15 protein-coding genes are annotated in these 17,972 nt (G+C 73.9%); 7 read left to right on the top strand and 8 right to left on the bottom strand.

Annotation, left to right across the window (positions count from 1 at the left end; genetic code table 11):
- Window positions 1–275 precede the first annotated feature (275 nt).
- The 7 genes from KKR89_RS10320 (at window position 276) to KKR89_RS10350 (ending at window position 6,150) form a co-directional block, all read left to right on the top strand.
- Window positions 276–656: an ArsR/SmtB family transcription factor gene (locus tag KKR89_RS10320; RefSeq protein WP_208195269.1), complete on the top strand. Its 381-nt coding sequence runs from the start codon at window positions 276–278 to the stop codon at window positions 654–656.
- Between the two features lies 1 nt (window position 657).
- On the top strand, window positions 658–2,370 hold the full coding sequence (locus KKR89_RS10325; RefSeq protein WP_208195270.1) for a SulP family inorganic anion transporter: 1,713 nt from the start codon (window positions 658–660) through the stop codon (window positions 2,368–2,370).
- A gap of 38 nt (window positions 2,371–2,408) precedes the next feature.
- Window positions 2,409–2,951, top strand: coding sequence for a YbhB/YbcL family Raf kinase inhibitor-like protein (locus KKR89_RS10330; RefSeq protein ID WP_208195271.1), 543 nt, complete (start codon window positions 2,409–2,411; stop codon window positions 2,949–2,951).
- Window positions 2,952–2,996: 45 nt separating this feature from the next.
- Window positions 2,997–3,569, top strand: a complete 573-nt coding sequence (locus tag KKR89_RS10335) for a YbaK/EbsC family protein (RefSeq protein WP_208195272.1) — start codon at window positions 2,997–2,999, stop codon at window positions 3,567–3,569.
- 57 nt (window positions 3,570–3,626) lie between these two features.
- Complete coding sequence (locus tag KKR89_RS10340) at window positions 3,627–4,724, top strand: DNA glycosylase AlkZ-like family protein (RefSeq protein ID WP_208195273.1); 1,098 nt, start codon at window positions 3,627–3,629, stop codon at window positions 4,722–4,724.
- A 94-nt stretch (window positions 4,725–4,818) separates the two neighbouring features.
- On the top strand, window positions 4,819–5,376 hold the full coding sequence (locus tag KKR89_RS10345; protein WP_243882224.1) for a DinB family protein: 558 nt from the start codon (window positions 4,819–4,821) through the stop codon (window positions 5,374–5,376).
- 147 nt (window positions 5,377–5,523) lie between these two features.
- Window positions 5,524–6,150, top strand: coding sequence for a DUF1349 domain-containing protein (locus tag KKR89_RS10350; RefSeq protein ID WP_208195274.1), 627 nt, complete (start codon window positions 5,524–5,526; stop codon window positions 6,148–6,150).
- A 24-nt stretch (window positions 6,151–6,174) separates the two neighbouring features.
- Here KKR89_RS10350 and KKR89_RS10355 read toward each other — a convergent pair whose 3' ends face one another.
- From KKR89_RS10355 to KKR89_RS10390, 8 genes are all read right to left on the bottom strand, one after another.
- On the bottom strand, window positions 6,175–7,014 hold the full coding sequence (locus KKR89_RS10355) for a TrmH family RNA methyltransferase (RefSeq protein WP_208195275.1): 840 nt from the start codon (window positions 7,012–7,014) through the stop codon (window positions 6,175–6,177).
- A 7-nt stretch (window positions 7,015–7,021) separates the two neighbouring features.
- On the bottom strand, window positions 7,022–8,317 hold the full coding sequence (locus KKR89_RS10360) for an MFS transporter (RefSeq protein WP_208195276.1): 1,296 nt from the start codon (window positions 8,315–8,317) through the stop codon (window positions 7,022–7,024).
- Window positions 8,318–8,405: 88 nt separating this feature from the next.
- The gene (locus KKR89_RS10365) at window positions 8,406–9,746 is read right to left on the bottom strand and encodes an MFS transporter (protein WP_208195277.1); all 1,341 of its coding nucleotides are present in this window, start codon (window positions 9,744–9,746) and stop codon (window positions 8,406–8,408) included.
- Complete coding sequence (locus KKR89_RS10370; protein WP_208195278.1) at window positions 9,743–11,032, bottom strand: endo-1,4-beta-xylanase; 1,290 nt, start codon at window positions 11,030–11,032, stop codon at window positions 9,743–9,745. Before KKR89_RS10370 ends, KKR89_RS10365 begins: the two co-directional genes overlap by 4 nt.
- Window positions 11,033–11,117: 85 nt before the next feature.
- The gene (locus KKR89_RS10375; protein ID WP_208195279.1) at window positions 11,118–12,548 is read right to left on the bottom strand and encodes an SLC13 family permease; all 1,431 of its coding nucleotides are present in this window, start codon (window positions 12,546–12,548) and stop codon (window positions 11,118–11,120) included.
- Window positions 12,549–12,776: 228 nt separating this feature from the next.
- Window positions 12,777–14,768, bottom strand: a complete 1,992-nt coding sequence (locus KKR89_RS10380) for an ABC transporter ATP-binding protein (RefSeq protein ID WP_208195280.1) — start codon at window positions 14,766–14,768, stop codon at window positions 12,777–12,779.
- A complete protein-coding gene (locus KKR89_RS10385) occupies window positions 14,765–16,510 on the bottom strand; it encodes an ABC transporter ATP-binding protein (protein WP_208195281.1) in 1,746 nt (581 codons plus the stop codon). Before KKR89_RS10385 ends, KKR89_RS10380 begins: the two co-directional genes overlap by 4 nt.
- A gap of 192 nt (window positions 16,511–16,702) precedes the next feature.
- Window positions 16,703–17,926 (bottom strand): SPFH domain-containing protein, encoded by a 1,224-nt coding sequence (locus tag KKR89_RS10390; RefSeq protein WP_243882225.1) that lies wholly within the window; start codon window positions 17,924–17,926, stop codon window positions 16,703–16,705.
- Window positions 17,927–17,972 lie beyond the last annotated feature (46 nt).

Consider the following 17,972-nt stretch of genomic DNA (forward strand, 5'->3'; position numbering starts at 1 on the left):
TCCCCTCTCGCCTCGCTCGCGTCCCACCGGGACGTCTTTCACCGGTGGGTGGCCGACCACGACGACCGATGCGTCGGACCGACGTCGATCGAACACATGTTCGATCATGCCAGTACACGCCGACACCGAGGGGGTGTCAAACCGCCTGCGGAGCCCGGCGGGACGTCGCGCGGAACACCCGCCGCCGTTCACTCGTCCGGGCGCGACGCCGCCCACGCACCAGCGAGCGTGAACTACCATTTGATGGTTTCATCACACCGTCATCCGGAGACCTCGTGCCCGTGCACGCCCTCGGTGTCGACCGCCCTCTCGCGGACGTCAAGGCCGAGCTCTTCAAGGCCCTCGCCCACCCGGTTCGGGTGCGCACCCTGGAGCTCCTCGTCGTGCGCGACCGGCAGGTCAGTGAGCTGCTCGTCGAGCTCGGCCTCGAGGCGTCGCACCTGTCCCAGCACCTGGCGGTGCTCCGACGGGCCGGTGTCGTCACCGCGCGCCGCACCGGCAACGCCGTGCACTACGCGCTCGCGCTGCCCGCCGTCGCAGAGATGCTCTCGGCCGCCCGTGCCGTCCTCGTCGACGCGGCGACGCGCCACCGGGACCGGCTCGACGAGACGACCGCCGCCACCTCGTCCGACACCACCACCGACACCACCGCCTGACATGAGCCTCGACACCTTCGTCCCGGCCGCCCGGCGACGTCTGCTCGCGCTCGCCCCGCGCCGTTCCGACTACGCCGACCTGCCGCGCTCCTGGCGGCACGACCTGATCGCCGGGCTCACCGTCGCGATCGTCGCGCTGCCCCTCGCCCTCGGGTTCGGCGTCTCCTCCGGGCTCGGCGCCGCCGCCGGGCTCGTCACCGCGGTCGTCGCCGGCGCCGTCGCCGCGGTGCTCGGCGGCTCGCACCTGCAGGTCAGCGGGCCCACGGGTGCCATGGCGGTCGTGCTGCTGCCCGTCGTCGCCCGCCACGGCACCGAGGCCGTGCCGATCGTCGCGATCATGGCCGGCGGCCTGGTCATGCTCGCCGGCGTCCTGGGCATCGGCCGCCTCGTCGCGTACATCCCCTGGCCCGTCGTCGAGGGGTTCACGTGCGGCATCGGCGTCGTCATCGCGCTGCAGCAGGTGCCCCTCGCGCTGGACACGCCGCGCGCCGAGGGCGAGAACGCGGGCCTCGTCGCACTGCGCACCATCGGCGGCACCGACTGGCCGCAGGCCGTCGTGCCGCTCGCGCTGGTCGCCTTGGTCGTCGCCGTCATGATCGTCCTGCCCCGGCTGCACAAGGGCTCCCCCGCCTCCCTGGTGGCCGTCGTGCTCGCCACGCTCGTCGCCGAGGTCGCCGGGCTCGACGTCGACCGCATCGGCGTCCTGCCCGACTCCCTGCCCGGCCCGCACCTGCCTGTCGTCGACGTGGCCACCACCAGCGCGCTGTTCTCCGCAGCCCTGGCGGTGGCGGCGCTCGCCGCCCTGGAGTCGCTGCTGTCCGCGCGCGTCGCCGACGGCATGGCCGATGACATCGAGCGCACCCGGCCCAACCGCGAGCTGTTCGGCCAGGGTGCGGCGAACGTCGCGTCGGGCCTGTTCGGCGGACTGCCCGCGACCGGGGCCATCGCCCGCACCGCCGTCAACGTGCGCGCCGGCGGGCGCACCCGCGTCGCCGCCCTCACGCACGCCTTCGTGCTGGCAACGATCATCTACCTGGCCGCACCCCTGGTCGGGCGCATCCCGCTGTCCGTGCTGGCCGGGGTGCTGCTCGTCACCGCCGCCCGCATGGTCGACCTGCCGACCGCGCGCGCCATCTGCCGGTCCGGGCGCTCCGGTGCGCTCGTGTTCTGCGTGACGCTCGCGGTGACCGTCGTGTTCGACCTCGTCATGGCCGTCGAGGTGGGGGTCGCCGTGGCCGCCGTGGTGGCGCTGCGCGCGATCGCCCGCAGCAGCGGTCTGCACCGCGAGCCGATGGCGGAGGATGCGCAGGAGTCCCAGGAGAAGCTCACCGCGGACGCGGGGCGCACCCTGCTGCACGAGCACATCGCGGTCTACCGCATCGACGGCGCGCTGTTCTTCGCCGACGTGCGCCGGTTCCTCGACGAGCTCGCGCTGGTCAGCGACGTGCGCGTCGTCGTGCTGCGGCTGGGCAACGTGCGCATGCTCGACGCGAGCGGCGCCAACGCGCTCGTCGAGATCATCGACGACCTGCGCCGGCGCGGCATCGTCGTCCTGCTCAAGGGCCTGCGACCCGAGCACCGCCAGCTCGCGCAGAGCCTCGGCGTCATCGACGCGCTCGCCGACGAGCGGCACCTGTTCGACGACCTGGAGGACGCGCTCGCGTACGCCCGCGCGCACGTGCGCCGGTCCCTGCGCACCGCCAGGATGGGTTGACCCCGGCGGCCGGCGCCGGGCCGTCGACGGAGGTCGCCGTGGCAACGTCCCTCACCCGTCCGGTCGCACCCGAGCCCTACGCGCTGCTGCCTCCCGTGCCGTCCTTCACGGTCACGAGCACCGACTGGGTCCACGGCGCCCCGATCCCCGACGTCCACACCCACACCGACGCCGGCGGCGGCGTCTCGCCGCAGCTGTCGTGGTCCGGCTTCCCCGAGGGGACCGCCGGCTTCGCGGTCAACGTGTTCGACCCGGACGCGCCCGGGGTCGCCGGGTGGTGGCACTGGACGGTGCTGGGCCTGCGCCCGGACGTCACCTCGCTCGACCGCGACGCCGGCCGCCCCGACGGCTCGGGCCTGCCGGCCGGCGCGTTCCACCTGCGCGGCGACGACGCCGTCGCGGGGTACGTCGGCAGCGCCCCGCCCCCGGGCGACCAGGTGCACCGCTACTACGTCGCCGTGCACGCGCTGGACACCGCGGACCTCGGCCTGACGCCGGACACGCCGCCCGGCGCCGCGAGCTGCGTGCTGGTGTTCCACACGCTCGCCCGTGCCGTCCTCATGGGCACCTACCAGCGCTGACGTGCCACGGTGTCCCCGGGCACGTCGCCGGGTAGCCTGCCGCGCATGACCACCACGCTCGGGACGCTCACCTGGGAGCGCGCCGTCGACCGTCCGGACCTGCTGGCCACCGCCACGCACGCCATGATCAGCGGGTGGGCCGCCGTCGAGCGGGAGGTCGCCGACGCCGTGCTCGTCGCCGCCATCGACCCCGACCTCGCCGACACCGCGGCCATGACCGACGCCTACGCGCTGCCGCTGTCGGCGTCGGTCAACTGCGTCCTCGTCGCCGGCAGACGGGCCGGCGAGGAGCGGACCGCCGCGTGCCTCGTGCGGGCCACGACACGCGCGGACGTCAACAACGCGGTCAAGCGCCTGCTCGACGTGCGCAAGGCGTCGTTCCTGCCGATGGACCGCGCGACGGCCGAGTCGCAGATGGAGTACGGCGGCATCACGCCGCTCGGCCTGCCCGCGGGGTACCGGGTGCTGGCCGACGCCGGCGTCGCCGCCGACGACCCGCACGCGGGGGCCACCGTCATCATCGGCAGCGGCGTGCGCCGCTCGAAGATCGCGCTGCCCGGCGCGCTGCTGGTGCGCGCCCCGGGCGTCGAGGTGGTCGACGGGCTCGCGATCGGCTGAGGACCGCGGCGTACCCGGCTCCCCTGATGCTGTCGGAGCCCCGCAGTAGCCTCGAGCATGACCGCCGTCCGGTGGCCCGGTGCGCTCGCGTGGCGCCTGGGCCGGCACCACCTGGAGCCCTCGGCCACGACGTCCGTGACCGACGTCGTCGCGGACCTCGGCGCCGTCGCCGCCCAGCTGGACCCGTCGGCCGCCGAGCTCGGCGTCCGTACCCGGCTGCGTGACTCACGGCCGGGCGACGTCGACCGCGCGCTGTCGGAGGGCTCCCTGGTGCGGACGTTCGCGTTCCGGGGCGCCACCCACCTCATGACCCCGGAGCAGGCCGGTGTGCACCTGGCGCTGCGCGCGTCGACGCGCATGTGGGAGCGGTCGTCGTGGCGGGAGTACTACCGACTCGCGCCGGGCGACTGGCCGCCGCTCGGGGCGGTGGTGCACGAGGCGCTGGCACCGGGACCGCTCACGCGCGCGGACCTCGCGGCAGCGGTGACCGCGCACCCCCCGTTCCGTCACCTCGGGACCGCGTTCACCGACCCTCAGGCGACCTTCCTCAAGGCGCTCGCGTGGCAGGGGGTCCTGAGCCTCGGTCCGGGCGGTGGCCCGCTGACGCTGCAGGCGCTCGGCACGAACCCGCGCTGGACGGGCCTGCCGGACGTCGACGAGGCCGGCCCCCGGGCGGTCGAGGCGTACCTGCACGCCTACGGGCCGGCGACGCCCGAGCACCTGCGCTACTGGCTCACCCAGGGGCTCGGTGTGCGGTTCACGGCCGTCCGTGGCTGGCTCGACGCGCTCGGTGACCGCGTGAGCCGCGTGGCCGTCGACGACGAGCCGATGCTCGTCCTGCGCGACGACGTCCCGGCGCTGGCTGCCTCGGGCCCGACGGACGTCGTGCGGCTGCTCCCGCAGTTCGACCAGTGGGTCCTGGGCCCGGGCACCGCGGACGTCCACGTCGTCCCGGCGGAGCTGCGAGCGGCCGTGAGCCGCGGTGCGCGCGTCGTGGTCGTCGGCGGCGTCGTCGCCGGCACGTGGACGATCACGGATCAGACCGTCGTGGTCACGTGGCGCCCGGGCGCGGACCCTCGGGACGGCGGCGTCGCCGCCGAGGTCGACCGTCTCGCCGGCCTGCTGGGGCGGCCGCTGCGCCCGGCGACCTCCTGACGCGCGCCCGGGCGCTCGTCACGAGGTCGCAGGTGCCACGCTCGCACGGCACCGCTAGCGTGCAGGAGGGACTCGATCCACGCGGAGGAGCGACATGGCCGATCGACAGCCCGAGCGCACGTTCGGCTGGGAGGACATGTGGGTGCCGCCCGCGGACGACCCCCGGGAGGCGGGCGAGGCGGTCTTCGGGGAGCGGGCGACCCTCGTGCGGTACCTGCGCGACCGGCGCCTGACCCTCGAGCTCAAGTGCCAGGACCTGACGCCCGAACAGCTCGCGCTCCGCTCGGTCCCGCCCTCGGACCTCTCGCTCCTGGGCCTGGTCCGGCACCTCGCGGAGGTCGAGCAGTACTGGTTCCGCGTCGTCATGCTCGACGAGCGGCCCGAGCGCCACTACCGGGGGTCCGCCGCGGTCGCCTTCCACGAGGCCGTGGGTGACGACGAGCACGTCGACGACGCGTGGCGCCGCTGGCGCGACGAGGTCGCGTACGCCGAGCTCGTCGTCCTGACGACGCCCGACCTGGGCACGCGCGGCCGGGGCCCCGAGCAGCCCGAGCTGCGCGAGGTGCTCGTGCACATGATCGAGGAGTACGCGCGCCACCTGGGGCACGCCGACCTGCTGCGCGAGCGGATCGACGGACGCATCGGCCAGTGACCGCGGCCGTCGGCTGACGGCGCGGCGCGGCAGGCGCGCCCGGGCCGACGGGAGCACGACGCCCGGTGCGATGCTGGCGCCTGCGCCGGGCGTACGGCCTCGCACGGTCCCGCGACCGGCCCGCCCACGACACCCAGGAGATCCACGATGACGGCACCGCTGTACGTGCCCACCGTCCCCTTCGCGCTGGCCCCCTCGGCCGGCTCCGCGTGGGTGGTGGACGACGTGCCGGGCACCGTGCGGGTGACCGCGCCGCCGCGCACCGACGTCTTCCTCGACCCGCGCGACGGCGTCTCGTCCGACTCCGCGGGCGTCCTCAACGCCCCCACGCTGCTGGGCACTCCGCCGGCGGGCGATTTCCAGCTGACCGCGCGCGTCACGGTGGACTTCGCCGCGACGTTCGACGCCGGGGTGCTGCTGCTGCACGTCGACGACCGGCACTGGGGCAAGCTCTGCTTCGAGTACTCGCCCGACGGCGTCCCGCTCATCGTCTCCGTCGTCACGCGCGGCGTCTCGGACGACGCCAACGGGTTCGCGGTCGACGGCAACCAGGTGTGGCTGCGGGTGTCGCGCATCGGCGCGGCGTACGCGTACCACGCGTCGCTCGACGGCACACGCTGGTCGTTGGTCCGGCACTTCGCGCTGGCCGACCCGCAGCGTGTGGTGACGGTCGGCTTCGAGGGTCAGTCCCCCACGGGTGACGGGTGCGCGGTGACGTTCGACCGGATCGGCTTCACGCCGACCCGCCTGGGCGACCTGCGCGACGGGTCCTGAGCCTCGGGCGGCCCGGGGGCTCGTTCAGACCCGGGTCGCCCAGAACGCCACCGCCGCGGCAGCCGCCACGTTGAGCGAGTCCACTCCCCCGGCCATCGGGATCCGCACCGTCAGATCGCCCGCGGCGACCGTCGCGGGCTTGAGCCCGTCCCCCTCAGCCCCGAGGACCAGCGCGAGACGCTCCGGAGGGTTCGCCACGAGGTCGTCGAGCGACACCGCGTCGTCCGCCAGCGCGAGCGACACCGTGACGAACCCCGCGTCGCGCAACGTCGCGATCCCCTCGGGCCACGGGTCGATCCGTGTCCACGGCACCTGGAACACCGTCCCCATCGACACGCGCACCGACCGCCGGTACAGCGGGTCGACGCAGCGCGGCGTGACGAGGACGGCATCGACGCCCAGCGCTGCGGCGGACCTGAAGGCAGCCCCGACGTTCGTGTGGTCGACGAGGTCCTCGAGCACCGCGACCCGGCGGGCACCGGTGCCACCGCGCGCCGACGCGAGCACGTCGGCGACCGTCGGCAGGTCCGGTCGGTGCATGGCCGCGAGCGCGCCGCGGTGCACGTGGAAGCCCGTGATGGCCTCGAGCACGGAGTCCTCGGCCACGTGCACGGGGACGGTGCCGTCGACGGGCGAAGCCGCGAGCATCTCCACCACGGCGGGCAGCCACCGTGGCGCCAGCAGCACGGACCGCGGGCGGTGCCCGGCCCGCAGCGCACGGGCCAGGACGGTCGAGCTCTCGGCGACGTACAGGCCGTTCGCGGACTCGACCCGGGTGCGCAGCGCGACGTCGGTGAGCCCGACGTAGTCGGTCAGCCGGGGGTCGTCGCGGTCGGTGACGGGCTGGACGTCGGGGTGGAGCACCCGTCCATCATCCCAGGTCGGGGTGCGCGGGCGGGCGCACGGCCCGGGCACCCAGGACGGCCACGACGACACCCGCCGCGGCCACGACGGGCACGAGCAGGAACGCCTGGTGCGTGCCGAACGCGTCGGCGAGGGCGCCCAGCAGGAACGGCGCGACGCCGATCGCGAGCGCACCGGCGAGCGTCGCGTGCGACTGCGCGCGGTCGGCGTGCCCGCGCGACACCGCCAGGAGCAGCGAGACGCCCAGCGGGTACTGCGCGCCGTAGCCGAACCCGGCGACGACCAGACCCGTCAGCGCCACCCCGACGTCCGTCGCCGTCCACAGCAGCGCCCACCCCGCGATGGCGATGGCGAAGGAGCCCGCGAGCAGGTGCGCCGGGTGGATGCGCAGCGAGAGCGGCCCGACGATGAACCGCATGACCGACATTCCCGCGACGAGGCCCGCCGTGGTCGCCGTCGCGATGCCCGGCCCGGCGTCGGTGCGCGCGAGCACGAGGTCCGTCGCCCAGTACGTCGTCGCGTTCTCGAGCGCGGTCGCCGCGACCAGGGCCGCGAGGAAGAGCGGGGCGGCGTGGCGCGAGACGCGGGGCGCGCCCGGCCCCGAGCGGTCCACGGGCTCGACGACCCGGGCGCGGTCCGCAGCGCTCGACCCTGGTGCCGCGTCCGACGCGTCCGCCTGCCCGGCACGGCTCCGCGACCGCGGCAGCGCGGGTGTCGCGGGCAGCCGGCCGACGACGAGCGCCGCCACGAGCGCCAGTCCCACCGTCACCGCCACACCCGGGCGCCAGCCCCACCCGGCGGCGACGCACGCCCCGACGGCGATCGGCCCGATCAGACCGACGGACGAGCCGGCGCCGTTCGCCTCGGTGATCGCGGCCGAGGCCGCCGGACCCGTGTGCTGCGCGATTCCCACCTGCGTGGAGGCGATCATCACGTTGCCCCCCAGCGCGGTGACGAACATGCCCGCCAGCGTCCACGGCAGGGTCGGGCCGAGCAGCAGTCCCGTGACGCCCGCGGCGACGAGCACGAGGGCGGCCACGATCGTCGCGCGTCGACCGGCGAGCCGGACCGCGCGCGGCGTCAACGGCGCGGCCGCCAGCCCGCCGACGGCCATCGCGGTCCCGTGCAGGCCTGCCTGCGCAGCGGTGACGCCGAGCTCGTCGGCCAGGAGCGGCACCGAGGGGTTGAAGCTGTAGAGCAGCCAGCCCCAGACCACGAACGGCGTGTACAGGCCGACGGTGGGGCGGTCGCGCACGAACCGGGGGCGCGCGGGGGACGACACGGTGGCCGACGCGGAGGGCATGGCAGAAGCATCGTCGCCGGACCGCGCCCGCTGGACGACCGGCGCTGGTGACGTTCGTCGCACCGCCCCGGGCGCGCGCCCGCGGCGCTCAGCCTCGCGCGACGACGCTCCCGGGCGCCTCGCGGCGGGCGAGCCGTCCGCCCGTCACGGCGGTGAGGGCGCCCGCGACCGCGAGCGCCGGGACGACGAGGAACGCGAGGTGCGGCCCGACGGTGTCGCCGAGCGCCCCGAGGAGGAACGGCGCGACGGCGAGTGCGAGGGCGCCGGCCAGCGTGGCGTGCGCCTGCGCGCGGTCGCGGTGGCCCGGCGTGACCGCGAGCAGCAGCGCGATCGACAGCGGGTACTGGGCGCCGTACCCGACCCCGGCGAGCACGAGCCCGGCGAGCGCCACGCGCGCGTCGGTCGCGGTCCACAGCACGGCCCACCCGCCGATGGCCACCACGAACGACGCGGCGAGCACGTGGACCGGCGCGACGCGCAGCGACAGCGGCCCGGTGACGAAGCGGACGGCGGACATGCCGGCGACGAGACCCGCGGTGGTGGCCGTCGCGATACCTGGGCCGGCGTCGGTCCGGGTGAGGACGAGGTCGGCCGCCCAGTAGGTCGTCGCGTTCTCCAGCGCGACCGCGGCGACGAGCGCACCGAGGAACAGCGTCGAGGCGCGCAGGCGGCCGGCTGGCCCGGTAGCGGCGGCGTCGTGCGCCTGCGCGGCGGCCTGCTCCTCCGGGGCCGCTGCGTCGGGCACCGACGGGCGCGACCGGCGCCGCAGCGCGGGCACCGCGGCGGTCGGCGGCAGCCGCGCGACGACGACCGCGGCGACCACGGCCAGCACGGCCGCCACCGCGACACCGGGGCGCCACCCCCAGCCCGCGGCCACGCACGCGCCGACCGCGAGCGGGCCGACGAGCCCGACCGACGAGCCGACCCCGTTGCCCTCGGTGATCGCCGCCGACGCGGCGGGCCCCGTGTGGTCGGCGAGCCCGACCTGGACGGCGGCGATCGCGCCCGAACCGCCGAGTGCGGCGACGAGGATCGAACCCAACGTCCACGGCAACGACGACGCGAGGACGAGGCCCGTCACGCCCACCGCCACGACGAGCACCAGCAGGACGACGGCTCCGCGACGTCCGAGCACGCGCACCGCACGCGGGACGGTGACGGAGGCCAGCAGCGTGCCGGTCGCCATCGCCGTCCCGTGCAGCCCTGCCTGCGCACCGCTGATGCCCAGCTCGTCGGCGAGCAGCGGCACCGACGGGTTGAACGAGTACAGCACCCAGCCCCACGCGACGTACGGGGTGTACAGGCCGACGGTGGTGCGGTCCCGCACCAACCGGGGCCGGACCTCCGCGGGCGCACCGCCGCCCGGCCCGTCACCCACCGCGGACGGCGGGGACGCGGGGTGCGCCCGCGGACCGTCCGGCGTGCTCATCGCACGACGACGTCCGCACCGTCGTCGCCGACCGTCACCTCGTGGCGGGAGCCGTCCACCTCGACGGCGTACCGCCCGGGCATGCCGCTGATCGCGACGCGCCCGTCGTCGTCGGTCGTCGCGGTCGTCGGCGCGAGCCACCACTGCCCGCGGATCAGGCCGCGCAGCGCGTCGTACGCCGGCTTGGGCGTCCCGTCCGCGAACACCAGACCGCCCGGCGCGTTGAGCCACATGCCGTGGTCGGACAGCCCCCAGTACGTGATGACCTGCACGCGCGGGTCCGCGACGAGCGTGGTGTAGAGCTCCACGGCGTCCTGCGCCTGGCGCTCGAGGCCGTCCGGTGTGCTGGGCCACTCCTTGACCTGGTGGTCGTTCAGGTCCTCGATGTGCCGGGGCATGTGGTCGCCGGACATCAGGGTGATCTCCGTGAAGTGCAGCGGCAGGCCGAACCGGCCGAAGCGCTCGAGCACGTCGAGCGTCTTGTCCTTGCCCCACGTGCCCTTGTGCATGTGGCTCTGCAGGCCCAGCGCGTCGATGCGGATGCCGGCGGCGAGGCACTCCTCGATGAGGTGCTCGTAGTCGGCGGACATGTCGAAGTCGTTGAGCAGCAGCGTCGCCGACGGGTTGGCGGCACGGGCCTCCTCGAACGCCAGGCGCACCATCCCGACGCGGCCCACGGTCTTCGCGACGCGCGTCACGGCGTTGTCGTCCTTGGTGAAGACGGGCATGATCACGACCTCGTTGATCGCGTCCCACGTGTCGACGAGCCCGGCGAACTCCGACGCGTCGCGCTGGACGCGGGCGCGCAGCAGCCGCAGGACCTCGTCGTCGGCCTTGGGCACCAGCCACTGCGGGGCGACCGTGTGCCAGACCAGCGGGTGGCCCTTCACGCGCGCGCCGCGCGAGACGAAGTGCTCGGCCGCGGCGCGCAGCGCTGCGGTGCGGGGCCCGCCCTCCTCGGGCTCGAACGTGCCCCAGTAGAACGGCAGGGTCGCGGTGTCGAACAGGTCGAACCACAGGGCGTCGAGGCGCTCGTGCAGCTCCTCCTCCGCCGCCGTGAACGGCTTCCCGGCGAGCCGGCGCCCCGCACGGTGCACCTCGTCGAACCCGATGCACCCGAACCCGAGGTCGTGCCCGGTCTGCTCCACGGTGACGGGCGCCCCCACCAGTGGGTTCCCGGCACGGTCGAGCACCTGCACCGTCCGGGTCCGGGTGCGGTGCGCGACGGTGGGGTCGGTGGCTGCAGCGGCGGCCACGACGGCGGACGGGTGCGACTGGGGGGTCATGCGGCTCCTCAGGACATGGGGACAGAGCGTGCACGACCGCGACCGAGAGGCGAGCGTCGTCGCACGTGCGCACAGGCTCTCATCCTCAGGCCGGGATCCCCAGCACCCACGAGGCGAGCGTCGTCACCGTGAGCGTCACGAGGAGCACCGACGCCACGCTCAGGGGGGCGCCGGCACGCATCATGTCCGGCACGCGCACGTACCCCGAGGAGTACGCGATGGCGTTGGGCGGTGTGGCGGCGGGCATCATGAACGTGCAGCCGGCCGCCAGCGCGACCGGCACGGCGAGGAGCAGCGGGCCGTAGCCGAGCGAGGCACCGACCGTGCTCATGATCGGCAGCAGCGTCGCGGCGGTGGCGGTGTTCGACATGAACTCCGTCATCGCGACGGTCAGCAGGCAGACCACCGCGACCACGACCACCGTCGGCAGCCCGCCCAGCCCGTGGGCTCGTTCGCCGATCCACCGCGACAGCCCCGACGACGTGATCTGCGACGCGAGCGCGAGCCCACCCCCGAACAGCAGCAGGATCCCCCAGGGCAGCTCACGCGTGTCCGACCAGTCGAGCAGCCGCCCGCCGCAGTCCTCACCCGAGGGCAGCAGGAACAGCAGGAAGGCGACGAGGATCGCCACCACCTCGTCCGTCACCGGGGTGTCGCGCCAGAGGATCGGCAGCGCGATCCACGAGACCGCGGCGAGCACGAACACGGCGACGACGCGCCGCTGCGGGCGGCCCATCGGCCCGAGCCTCTCGAGCTCGGTGCGCACCACCGTGTCGTCGTCGCACAGCGGCGCGGGGTCGAAGCGGAACACGACCCGGGTCAGCAGGAGCCAGGCGAGCAGCAGGAAGACCACCGACAGCGGCAGCCCCACGGCCATCCACTGGCCGAAGGAGATCTCGATGCCGTAGGTCTCCGACATGTACCCGACGAGCAGGGCGTTGGGCGGGCTGGCGATGATCGTGCCGAACGACCCGATCGTGGCCGCGTACGCGATGCCCAGCATCAGCGCGGCGGACAGCCGGCCGTCGACCTCGCCCCGCTCACGACCCAGCAGCGCCAGGACCGACACCCCGATGGGCAGCATCATCACCGCCGTCGCGGTGTTGGACACCCACATGCTCAGCAGCGCGGTCGCGAGCATCATGCCGAGCACCAGCCGGCGCGGCGCGGTGCCGACCAGCCGCACGACGCCGAGCGCGATGCGCAGGTGCACGTCCCAGCGCTGCAGCGCGATCGCCAGGACGAACCCGCCGAAGAACAGGAAGATGACCTTGTTCGCGTACGGGGCGGCGACGTCACCGATCGGCGCGGCACCCGCGACGGGAAGCACGACCAGCGGGAGCAGCGCGGTGACGGCCAGCGGGAGGGCCTCGGTCATCCACCACACGCCCATCAGGACGAGCGTCGCCGCGGTCAGCGCGCCCGCGTACGCGGGCGCACCGGAGGCCTCGGGCTGCATGTCCGGGACCGCCCAGAGCGCGAGGACCGCGAGGAGGGGCCCGACGACGAGGCCCACGGTGGCACGGCTCGGCCGGCGCAGCCGCTCCGCGAGCGGAGGTCCTCCTTGCGATCCGGCTCCGGCTGACGGGTGCGTGGGTGTGGTGGCGGCGGTCGCGTTGATGGCTCGACCCTCTCGTCTCGTGAGCGGGTGTGGTCGTCCCTCTCGACGCTACGTCGCAGCCAGTGGCCCCTCGTGGGACCTTCGGTCGGCCCCGTCAGCCCGCGCGATCGGCCTTCCCTGCGCTCACTGGGCCGGGTCCGCCGCGGCGGCGAACTGGCTCTCGTAGAGCCGCGCGTACGCACCTCCGGCGGTCACGAGCTCGTCGTGGCTGCCCTTCTCGACGATCTGGCCGTGCTCCATGACGAGGATGACGTCGGCATCGCGGATCGTCGACAACCGGTGCGCGATGACGAAGGACGTGCGCCCGACGCGCAGGGCGTTCATCGCGTGCTGCACGAGAACCTCGGTCCGCGTGTCGACCGAGGACGTCGCCTCGTCGAGGATGAGGATCGCCGGGTCGGCCAGGAAGGCGCGCGCGATGGTCAGCAGCTGCTTCTCGCCCGCCGAGACCGCGCCGCCCTCGTCGTCGAGCACGGTGTCGTAGCCGTCGGGCAGCGTCCGCACGAAGCGGTCGACGTGGGTAGCCACCGCCGCCTCGACGATCTGCACGTGCGTCGCCTCGTCGACGCCGTAGGCGATGTTCTCCGCGATCGTGCCCTGGTACAGCCACGTGTCCTGCAGGACCATGCCCATCTGCGAGCGCAGGGCGTCACGCGTCAGGTCGCGCGTGTCCACGCCGTCGAGCGTGATCCGGCCGGCGTCGACCTCGTAGAACCGCATGATGAGGTTGACCAGCGTCGTCTTGCCGGCACCGGTCGGTCCGACGATCGCGACGGTCTGGCCGGGCTCCGCGACGACCGACAGGTGCTCGATGAGCGGGGTGTCGGGCTCGTAGCGGAACGACACGTCCTCGAAGGCGACCCGGCCCTGCACGCGCGGCGCGAGCGCGGCGGGCTGCACGGGGTCCGGCGACTGCTCGTCGGCGTCGAGGAGCTCGAACACCCGCTCGGCCGAGGCGACGCCCGACTGCAGGAGGTTGGCCATCGACGCGATCTGCGTGATCGGCTGCGTGAACTGCCGTGAGTACTGGATGAACGCCTGCACGTCGCCGAGCGTCATCGTCCCCGACGCGACGCGCAGCCCTCCGACCACGGCCACCACCAGGTAGTTGAGGTTCGCGACGAACCCCAGGGCCGGCTGGATGATCCCCGAGATGAACTGCGCCTTGAACGCCGAGTCGTAGAGCCGCTCGTTGCGCTCGGCGAACGTCGCGGCGGCCTCGTCCTGGCGCCCGAACACGGTCACGAGGGCGTGCCCGGTGAACATCTCCTCGATGTGCGCGTTGAGCTTGCCGGTCCAGGCCCACTGCTCGACGAACTGCGGCTGCGAGCGCTTGGCGATCGCGGCGGCGATGACCACGGACAGCGGGACGGTGACGAGCGCGACGACCGCGAGCAGCGGCGAGATCCAGAACATCATCGCGAGGACGCCGATGACCGTGAGCACCGACGTCACCAGCTGCGACAGCGTCTGCTGCACGGTCTGCGCGACGTTGTCGATGTCGTTGGTGACGCGGGACAGCAGCTCGCCGCGGGGCTGCCGGTCGAAGTAGGACAGCGGGACGCGGCCGATCTTCTCCTCGACCTGCGACCGCAGCCGTCGGACCGTGTTCTGCACGGCACGCGCCGTCAGTCGTCCCTGGAGCCAGCCGAAGAAGAACGCCGCGACGTACACCAGGAGCACGATCAGCAGGATCGAGCCGAGCTTCTCGAAGTCCACGCCGGCCCCGACGGTCAGGGCCGACATGCCGCCGACGAGGTCCGCGAGCTGGTCCTGGCCGGCGGCGCGCAGCGCCTCGACGGCCTGCGACTGCGTCGTGCCGGCGGGGACGACCTGCACGAGCTGGCGGGACACCACGCCCTCGAACAGCACGTCGGTGGCGGTCCCGAGGAGCTTGGGACCGGCGACCGCGGCCGCGACGGACAGCGTGCCGAGCACGAGGACCGCGATGAGCCGGGCACGTTCGGGCCGCAGCACCGTGAGCAGGCGCCGCAGGGACCCGCGGAAGTTCATCGACTTCTGACCGGGCATCCCCAGGCCCATGCCCATGGGTCCGCCGCGCGGACCGCCCGGCGGCGGGCCGGCGGGCCGCGCTTCCTTGGTCGTGGCGCTCATGCCGCCTCCTGCGCGCTCAGCTGGGAGTACACGATCTCCTGGTACGTGGGGTTCGACGCGAGCAGCTCGTCGTGCGTGCCGTCCCCCACGACGCGTCCCTCGTCCAGGACGAGGATGCGGTCCGCCGACCGGATGGTCGCGACGCGCTGCGCGACCACCAGGACCGTGGCCGCGCGCGTCTCCGGCACCAGAGCGGCGCGCAGGGCGGCGTCGGTGGCGTAGTCGAGGGCCGAGAACGAGTCGTCGAACAGGTAGATGCTCGGGCGCCGGACGAGGGCGCGCGCGATCGCGAGGCGTTGGCGCTGGCCCCCGGACAGGTTGGTACCTCCCTGCGCCACCGGGGCGTCCAGCCCGTCGGGCAGCTCCTCGACGAAGCGCCGGGCCTGCGCCACCTCGAGCGCGTGCCACAGCTCGTCGTCGTCGGCGTCCGGCTTGCCGAACTGGAGGTTGCTGCGCACGGTGCCGGTGAACAGGTACGGTCGCTGCGGCACGAGCCCGATGCGGCTGCCGAGCGCGACCGGGTCGGCGTCGCGCACGTCGACGCCGTCGATGAGGACACGCCCCCCGGTGACGTCGTACAGACGTGGCACGAGGTGCAGCAACGTGGTCTTGCCGGAGCCCGTGGAGCCGATGATCGCCGTGGTGCGGCCGGGCTCGGCGACGAAGGACACGTCGTGGAGCACCGGGTCCTCGGCCCCCGGGTAGCGGAACTCCACACCCCGCAGCTCGAGGAGCCCGGGGCGCGCCGCCGCGCCGGTCGGGAAGGCGACGGGACGCTCCGGCGGCACGACGGTGGTGGAGGTGTCGAGGACCTCGCTGATGCGGTCGGCGGAGACCATGGCCCGCGGGACCATGACGACCATCATCGAGCTCATCATCACGGCCATGAGGACGAACATGATGTAGCTGAGGAACGCGATCAGCGACCCGATCTGCATCTGACCGGCGTCGACCCGCTGGGCCCCGAACCACACCACCGAGACGCTCGAGAGGTTCATCACCAGCATCACGACCGGGAACATCAGGGCGAACAGCAGGCCCGCCCGCAGCGAGGCGATGTAGAGGTCCGTGTTGGCCACCTCGAACCGCGCCTGCTCCTGGCGCTCGCGCACGAACGCCCGGATGACGCGCACCCCGGACAGCTGCTCGCGCATGACGCGGTTGACCGCGTCGATGCGCGTCTGCATCTGCCGGAACCACGGGACCATGCGCGACACGATCAGGCCGATGACGACCGCCAGGACCGGCACGATCACGAGCAGCAGCCCCGAGAGGGGCACGTCCTCGCGCAGCGACATCACGACGCCGCCCACGAGCATCAGCGGCGCCATCACGAGGAACACGAAGGTCATGAACACGACCATCTGCACCTGCTGGACGTCGTTCGTCGTCCGGGTGATGAGCGTCGGTGCACCGAACTTGCCCATCTCCTGCTGGGAGTAGGACTGCACCTGGGCGAACAGCCGTGCCCGCACGTCACGGCCGAAGGCCATCGCCGTGCGTGCGCCGAACCAGACGGCCGCGACGGACGCGACGACCTGGACCAGGCTGACGCCGAGCATCACGCCGCCGAGACGCCAGATGGTCGCGGTGTCCCCCTGCGCGACACCGTCGTCGATGATGTCGGCGTTCAGGCTCGGGAGCCAGAGGGTCGCGATGACCTGCACCAGCTGCAGCACGAGCACGGCGACGACGGCGCCCCGGTAGGGCCTCAGGTGCTCCCGCAGGAGACGGACAAGCATGGACGGCGCCCTTCCCTGCGACGGTCCCCCGGTGGATCCGTACGGCCGACCGCGGGGGCGGGCCGACCACGGCAGGTACACGATGCCCCCCGCGTGGCACCGACGCACGACCATTCCGCCGAGGGCGGACAGCCCGACGCCGGCACCCGCGGGAGGCACCGGCGTCGTGTGGGACGTGCACAGGAGACGGCGTCAGGGTGCCGGCTGCTCCGGCGGACGGGGCTCGTCGCTCGTCGGTGCCGGCTGCGCGGGCGCCGGTGGTGCCTGCGCGGGCGTCGGCGACCCGTACACGGGCTGCTGCGGCGCCGCAGGGCCCGTGCCCGGGCGCTGCCCACGCTCGGCGGACGGGTCGAACGGCACGCCGGACAGCGTGCCCGCGCTCGTCGCGTCGGCCGTCGCGGCCGCCGACTCGCGCCGTGCCTCGGCCAGCGCCTCGCTCGGGTCCGTCAGCGAGACGGGGGGCAGCTCGCCCTCGGCGATCGGTGAGCTGCCCGCGGGGCGGGTCGGGTAGTCGCCCTCGCCGCCGCCGCCCTGGAACCCCTTGGAGAGCCAGCCCAGCGCGCCGCTGAGCTCGGCCGGGAGGAACCACATCTTGTTCGACGGGCTCGCCGCGATCTTGGGCAGGGTCTGCAGGTACTGGTACGCGAGCAGCTTGGGGTCGGCGTCGCCACGGTGGACGGCGTCGAACACCTGGAGGATCGCCCGCGCCTCACCCTCGGCCCGCAGGATCGCCGACTGGGCCTCGCCCTCGGCCCGCAGGATCGCCGACTGCTTCTCGCCCTCGGCAGTGAGGATCGCCGACTGCTTGACGCCCTCGGCAGTGAGGATCGCGGCACGGCGGTCACGCTCGGCGCGCATCTGCTGCTCCATGGAGCCCTGCACCGACGCCGGCGGGTCGATCGCCTTGAGCTCGACGCGGTTGACGCGGATGCCCCACTTGCCGGTCGCCTCGTCGAGCACGCCGCGCAGCTGGCCGTTGATCTGGTCGCGGCTCGTCAGCGTCTGCTCGAGGTCCATCGACCCGATGACGTTGCGCAGGGTCGTGACCGTCAGCTGCTCGATGCCGGTGATGTAGTTGGCGATCTCGTAGACCGCGTCCTTCGGCGACGTCACCTGGAAGTAGATGACGGTGTCGATGCTCACCACGAGGTTGTCGGAGGTGATCACGGGCTGCGGCGGGAACGAGACGACCTGCTCGCGCAGGTCCACGCTCGCGCGCACCCGGTCCACGAACGGGATCAGCAGGTGCAGGCCGGCGTCCAGCGTCTTGTTGTACCGTCCGAGCCGCTCGACGATGATCGCGACCGCCTGCGGCACGATCCGCACCGCGCGCACCAGGGCGACGACGACGAAGATCAGGACGAGGACGAGGACGAGGATCAGCGCGATCTGGCCGGCACCGGGGCCGTCGTTCATGGGACCTCCGCAGGTTGCGCCGCCCGTACCGGGACGGCCACGGTGA

Origin of the sequence: Cellulomonas dongxiuzhuiae, from assembly GCF_018623035.1 — a bacterium.
GTDB lineage: Bacteria > Actinomycetota > Actinomycetes > Actinomycetales > Cellulomonadaceae > Cellulomonas > Cellulomonas dongxiuzhuiae.

Excerpts from the sequence above, each read along its gene's own strand:
- KKR89_RS10365 (WP_208195277.1), bottom strand. The coding sequence starts at position 9,746 with ATGAGCACGCCGGACGGTCCGCGGGCGCACCCCGCGTCCCCGCCGTCC.
- KKR89_RS10350 (WP_208195274.1), top strand. The coding sequence starts at position 5,524 with ATGACGGCACCGCTGTACGTGCCCACCGTCCCCTTCGCGCTGGCCCCC.
- KKR89_RS10390 (WP_243882225.1), bottom strand. The coding sequence starts at position 17,926 with ATGAACGACGGCCCCGGTGCCGGCCAGATCGCGCTGATCCTCGTCCTC.
- KKR89_RS10340 (WP_208195273.1), top strand. The coding sequence starts at position 3,627 with ATGACCGCCGTCCGGTGGCCCGGTGCGCTCGCGTGGCGCCTGGGCCGG.
- KKR89_RS10345 (WP_243882224.1), top strand. The coding sequence starts at position 4,819 with ATGGCCGATCGACAGCCCGAGCGCACGTTCGGCTGGGAGGACATGTGG.
- KKR89_RS10385 (WP_208195281.1), bottom strand. The coding sequence starts at position 16,510 with ATGCTTGTCCGTCTCCTGCGGGAGCACCTGAGGCCCTACCGGGGCGCC.
- KKR89_RS10360 (WP_208195276.1), bottom strand. The coding sequence starts at position 8,317 with ATGCCCTCCGCGTCGGCCACCGTGTCGTCCCCCGCGCGCCCCCGGTTC.
- KKR89_RS10380 (WP_208195280.1), bottom strand. The coding sequence starts at position 14,768 with ATGAGCGCCACGACCAAGGAAGCGCGGCCCGCCGGCCCGCCGCCGGGC.
- KKR89_RS10325 (WP_208195270.1), top strand. The coding sequence starts at position 658 with ATGAGCCTCGACACCTTCGTCCCGGCCGCCCGGCGACGTCTGCTCGCG.
- KKR89_RS10335 (WP_208195272.1), top strand. The coding sequence starts at position 2,997 with ATGACCACCACGCTCGGGACGCTCACCTGGGAGCGCGCCGTCGACCGT.
- KKR89_RS10370 (WP_208195278.1), bottom strand. The coding sequence starts at position 11,032 with ATGACCCCCCAGTCGCACCCGTCCGCCGTCGTGGCCGCCGCTGCAGCC.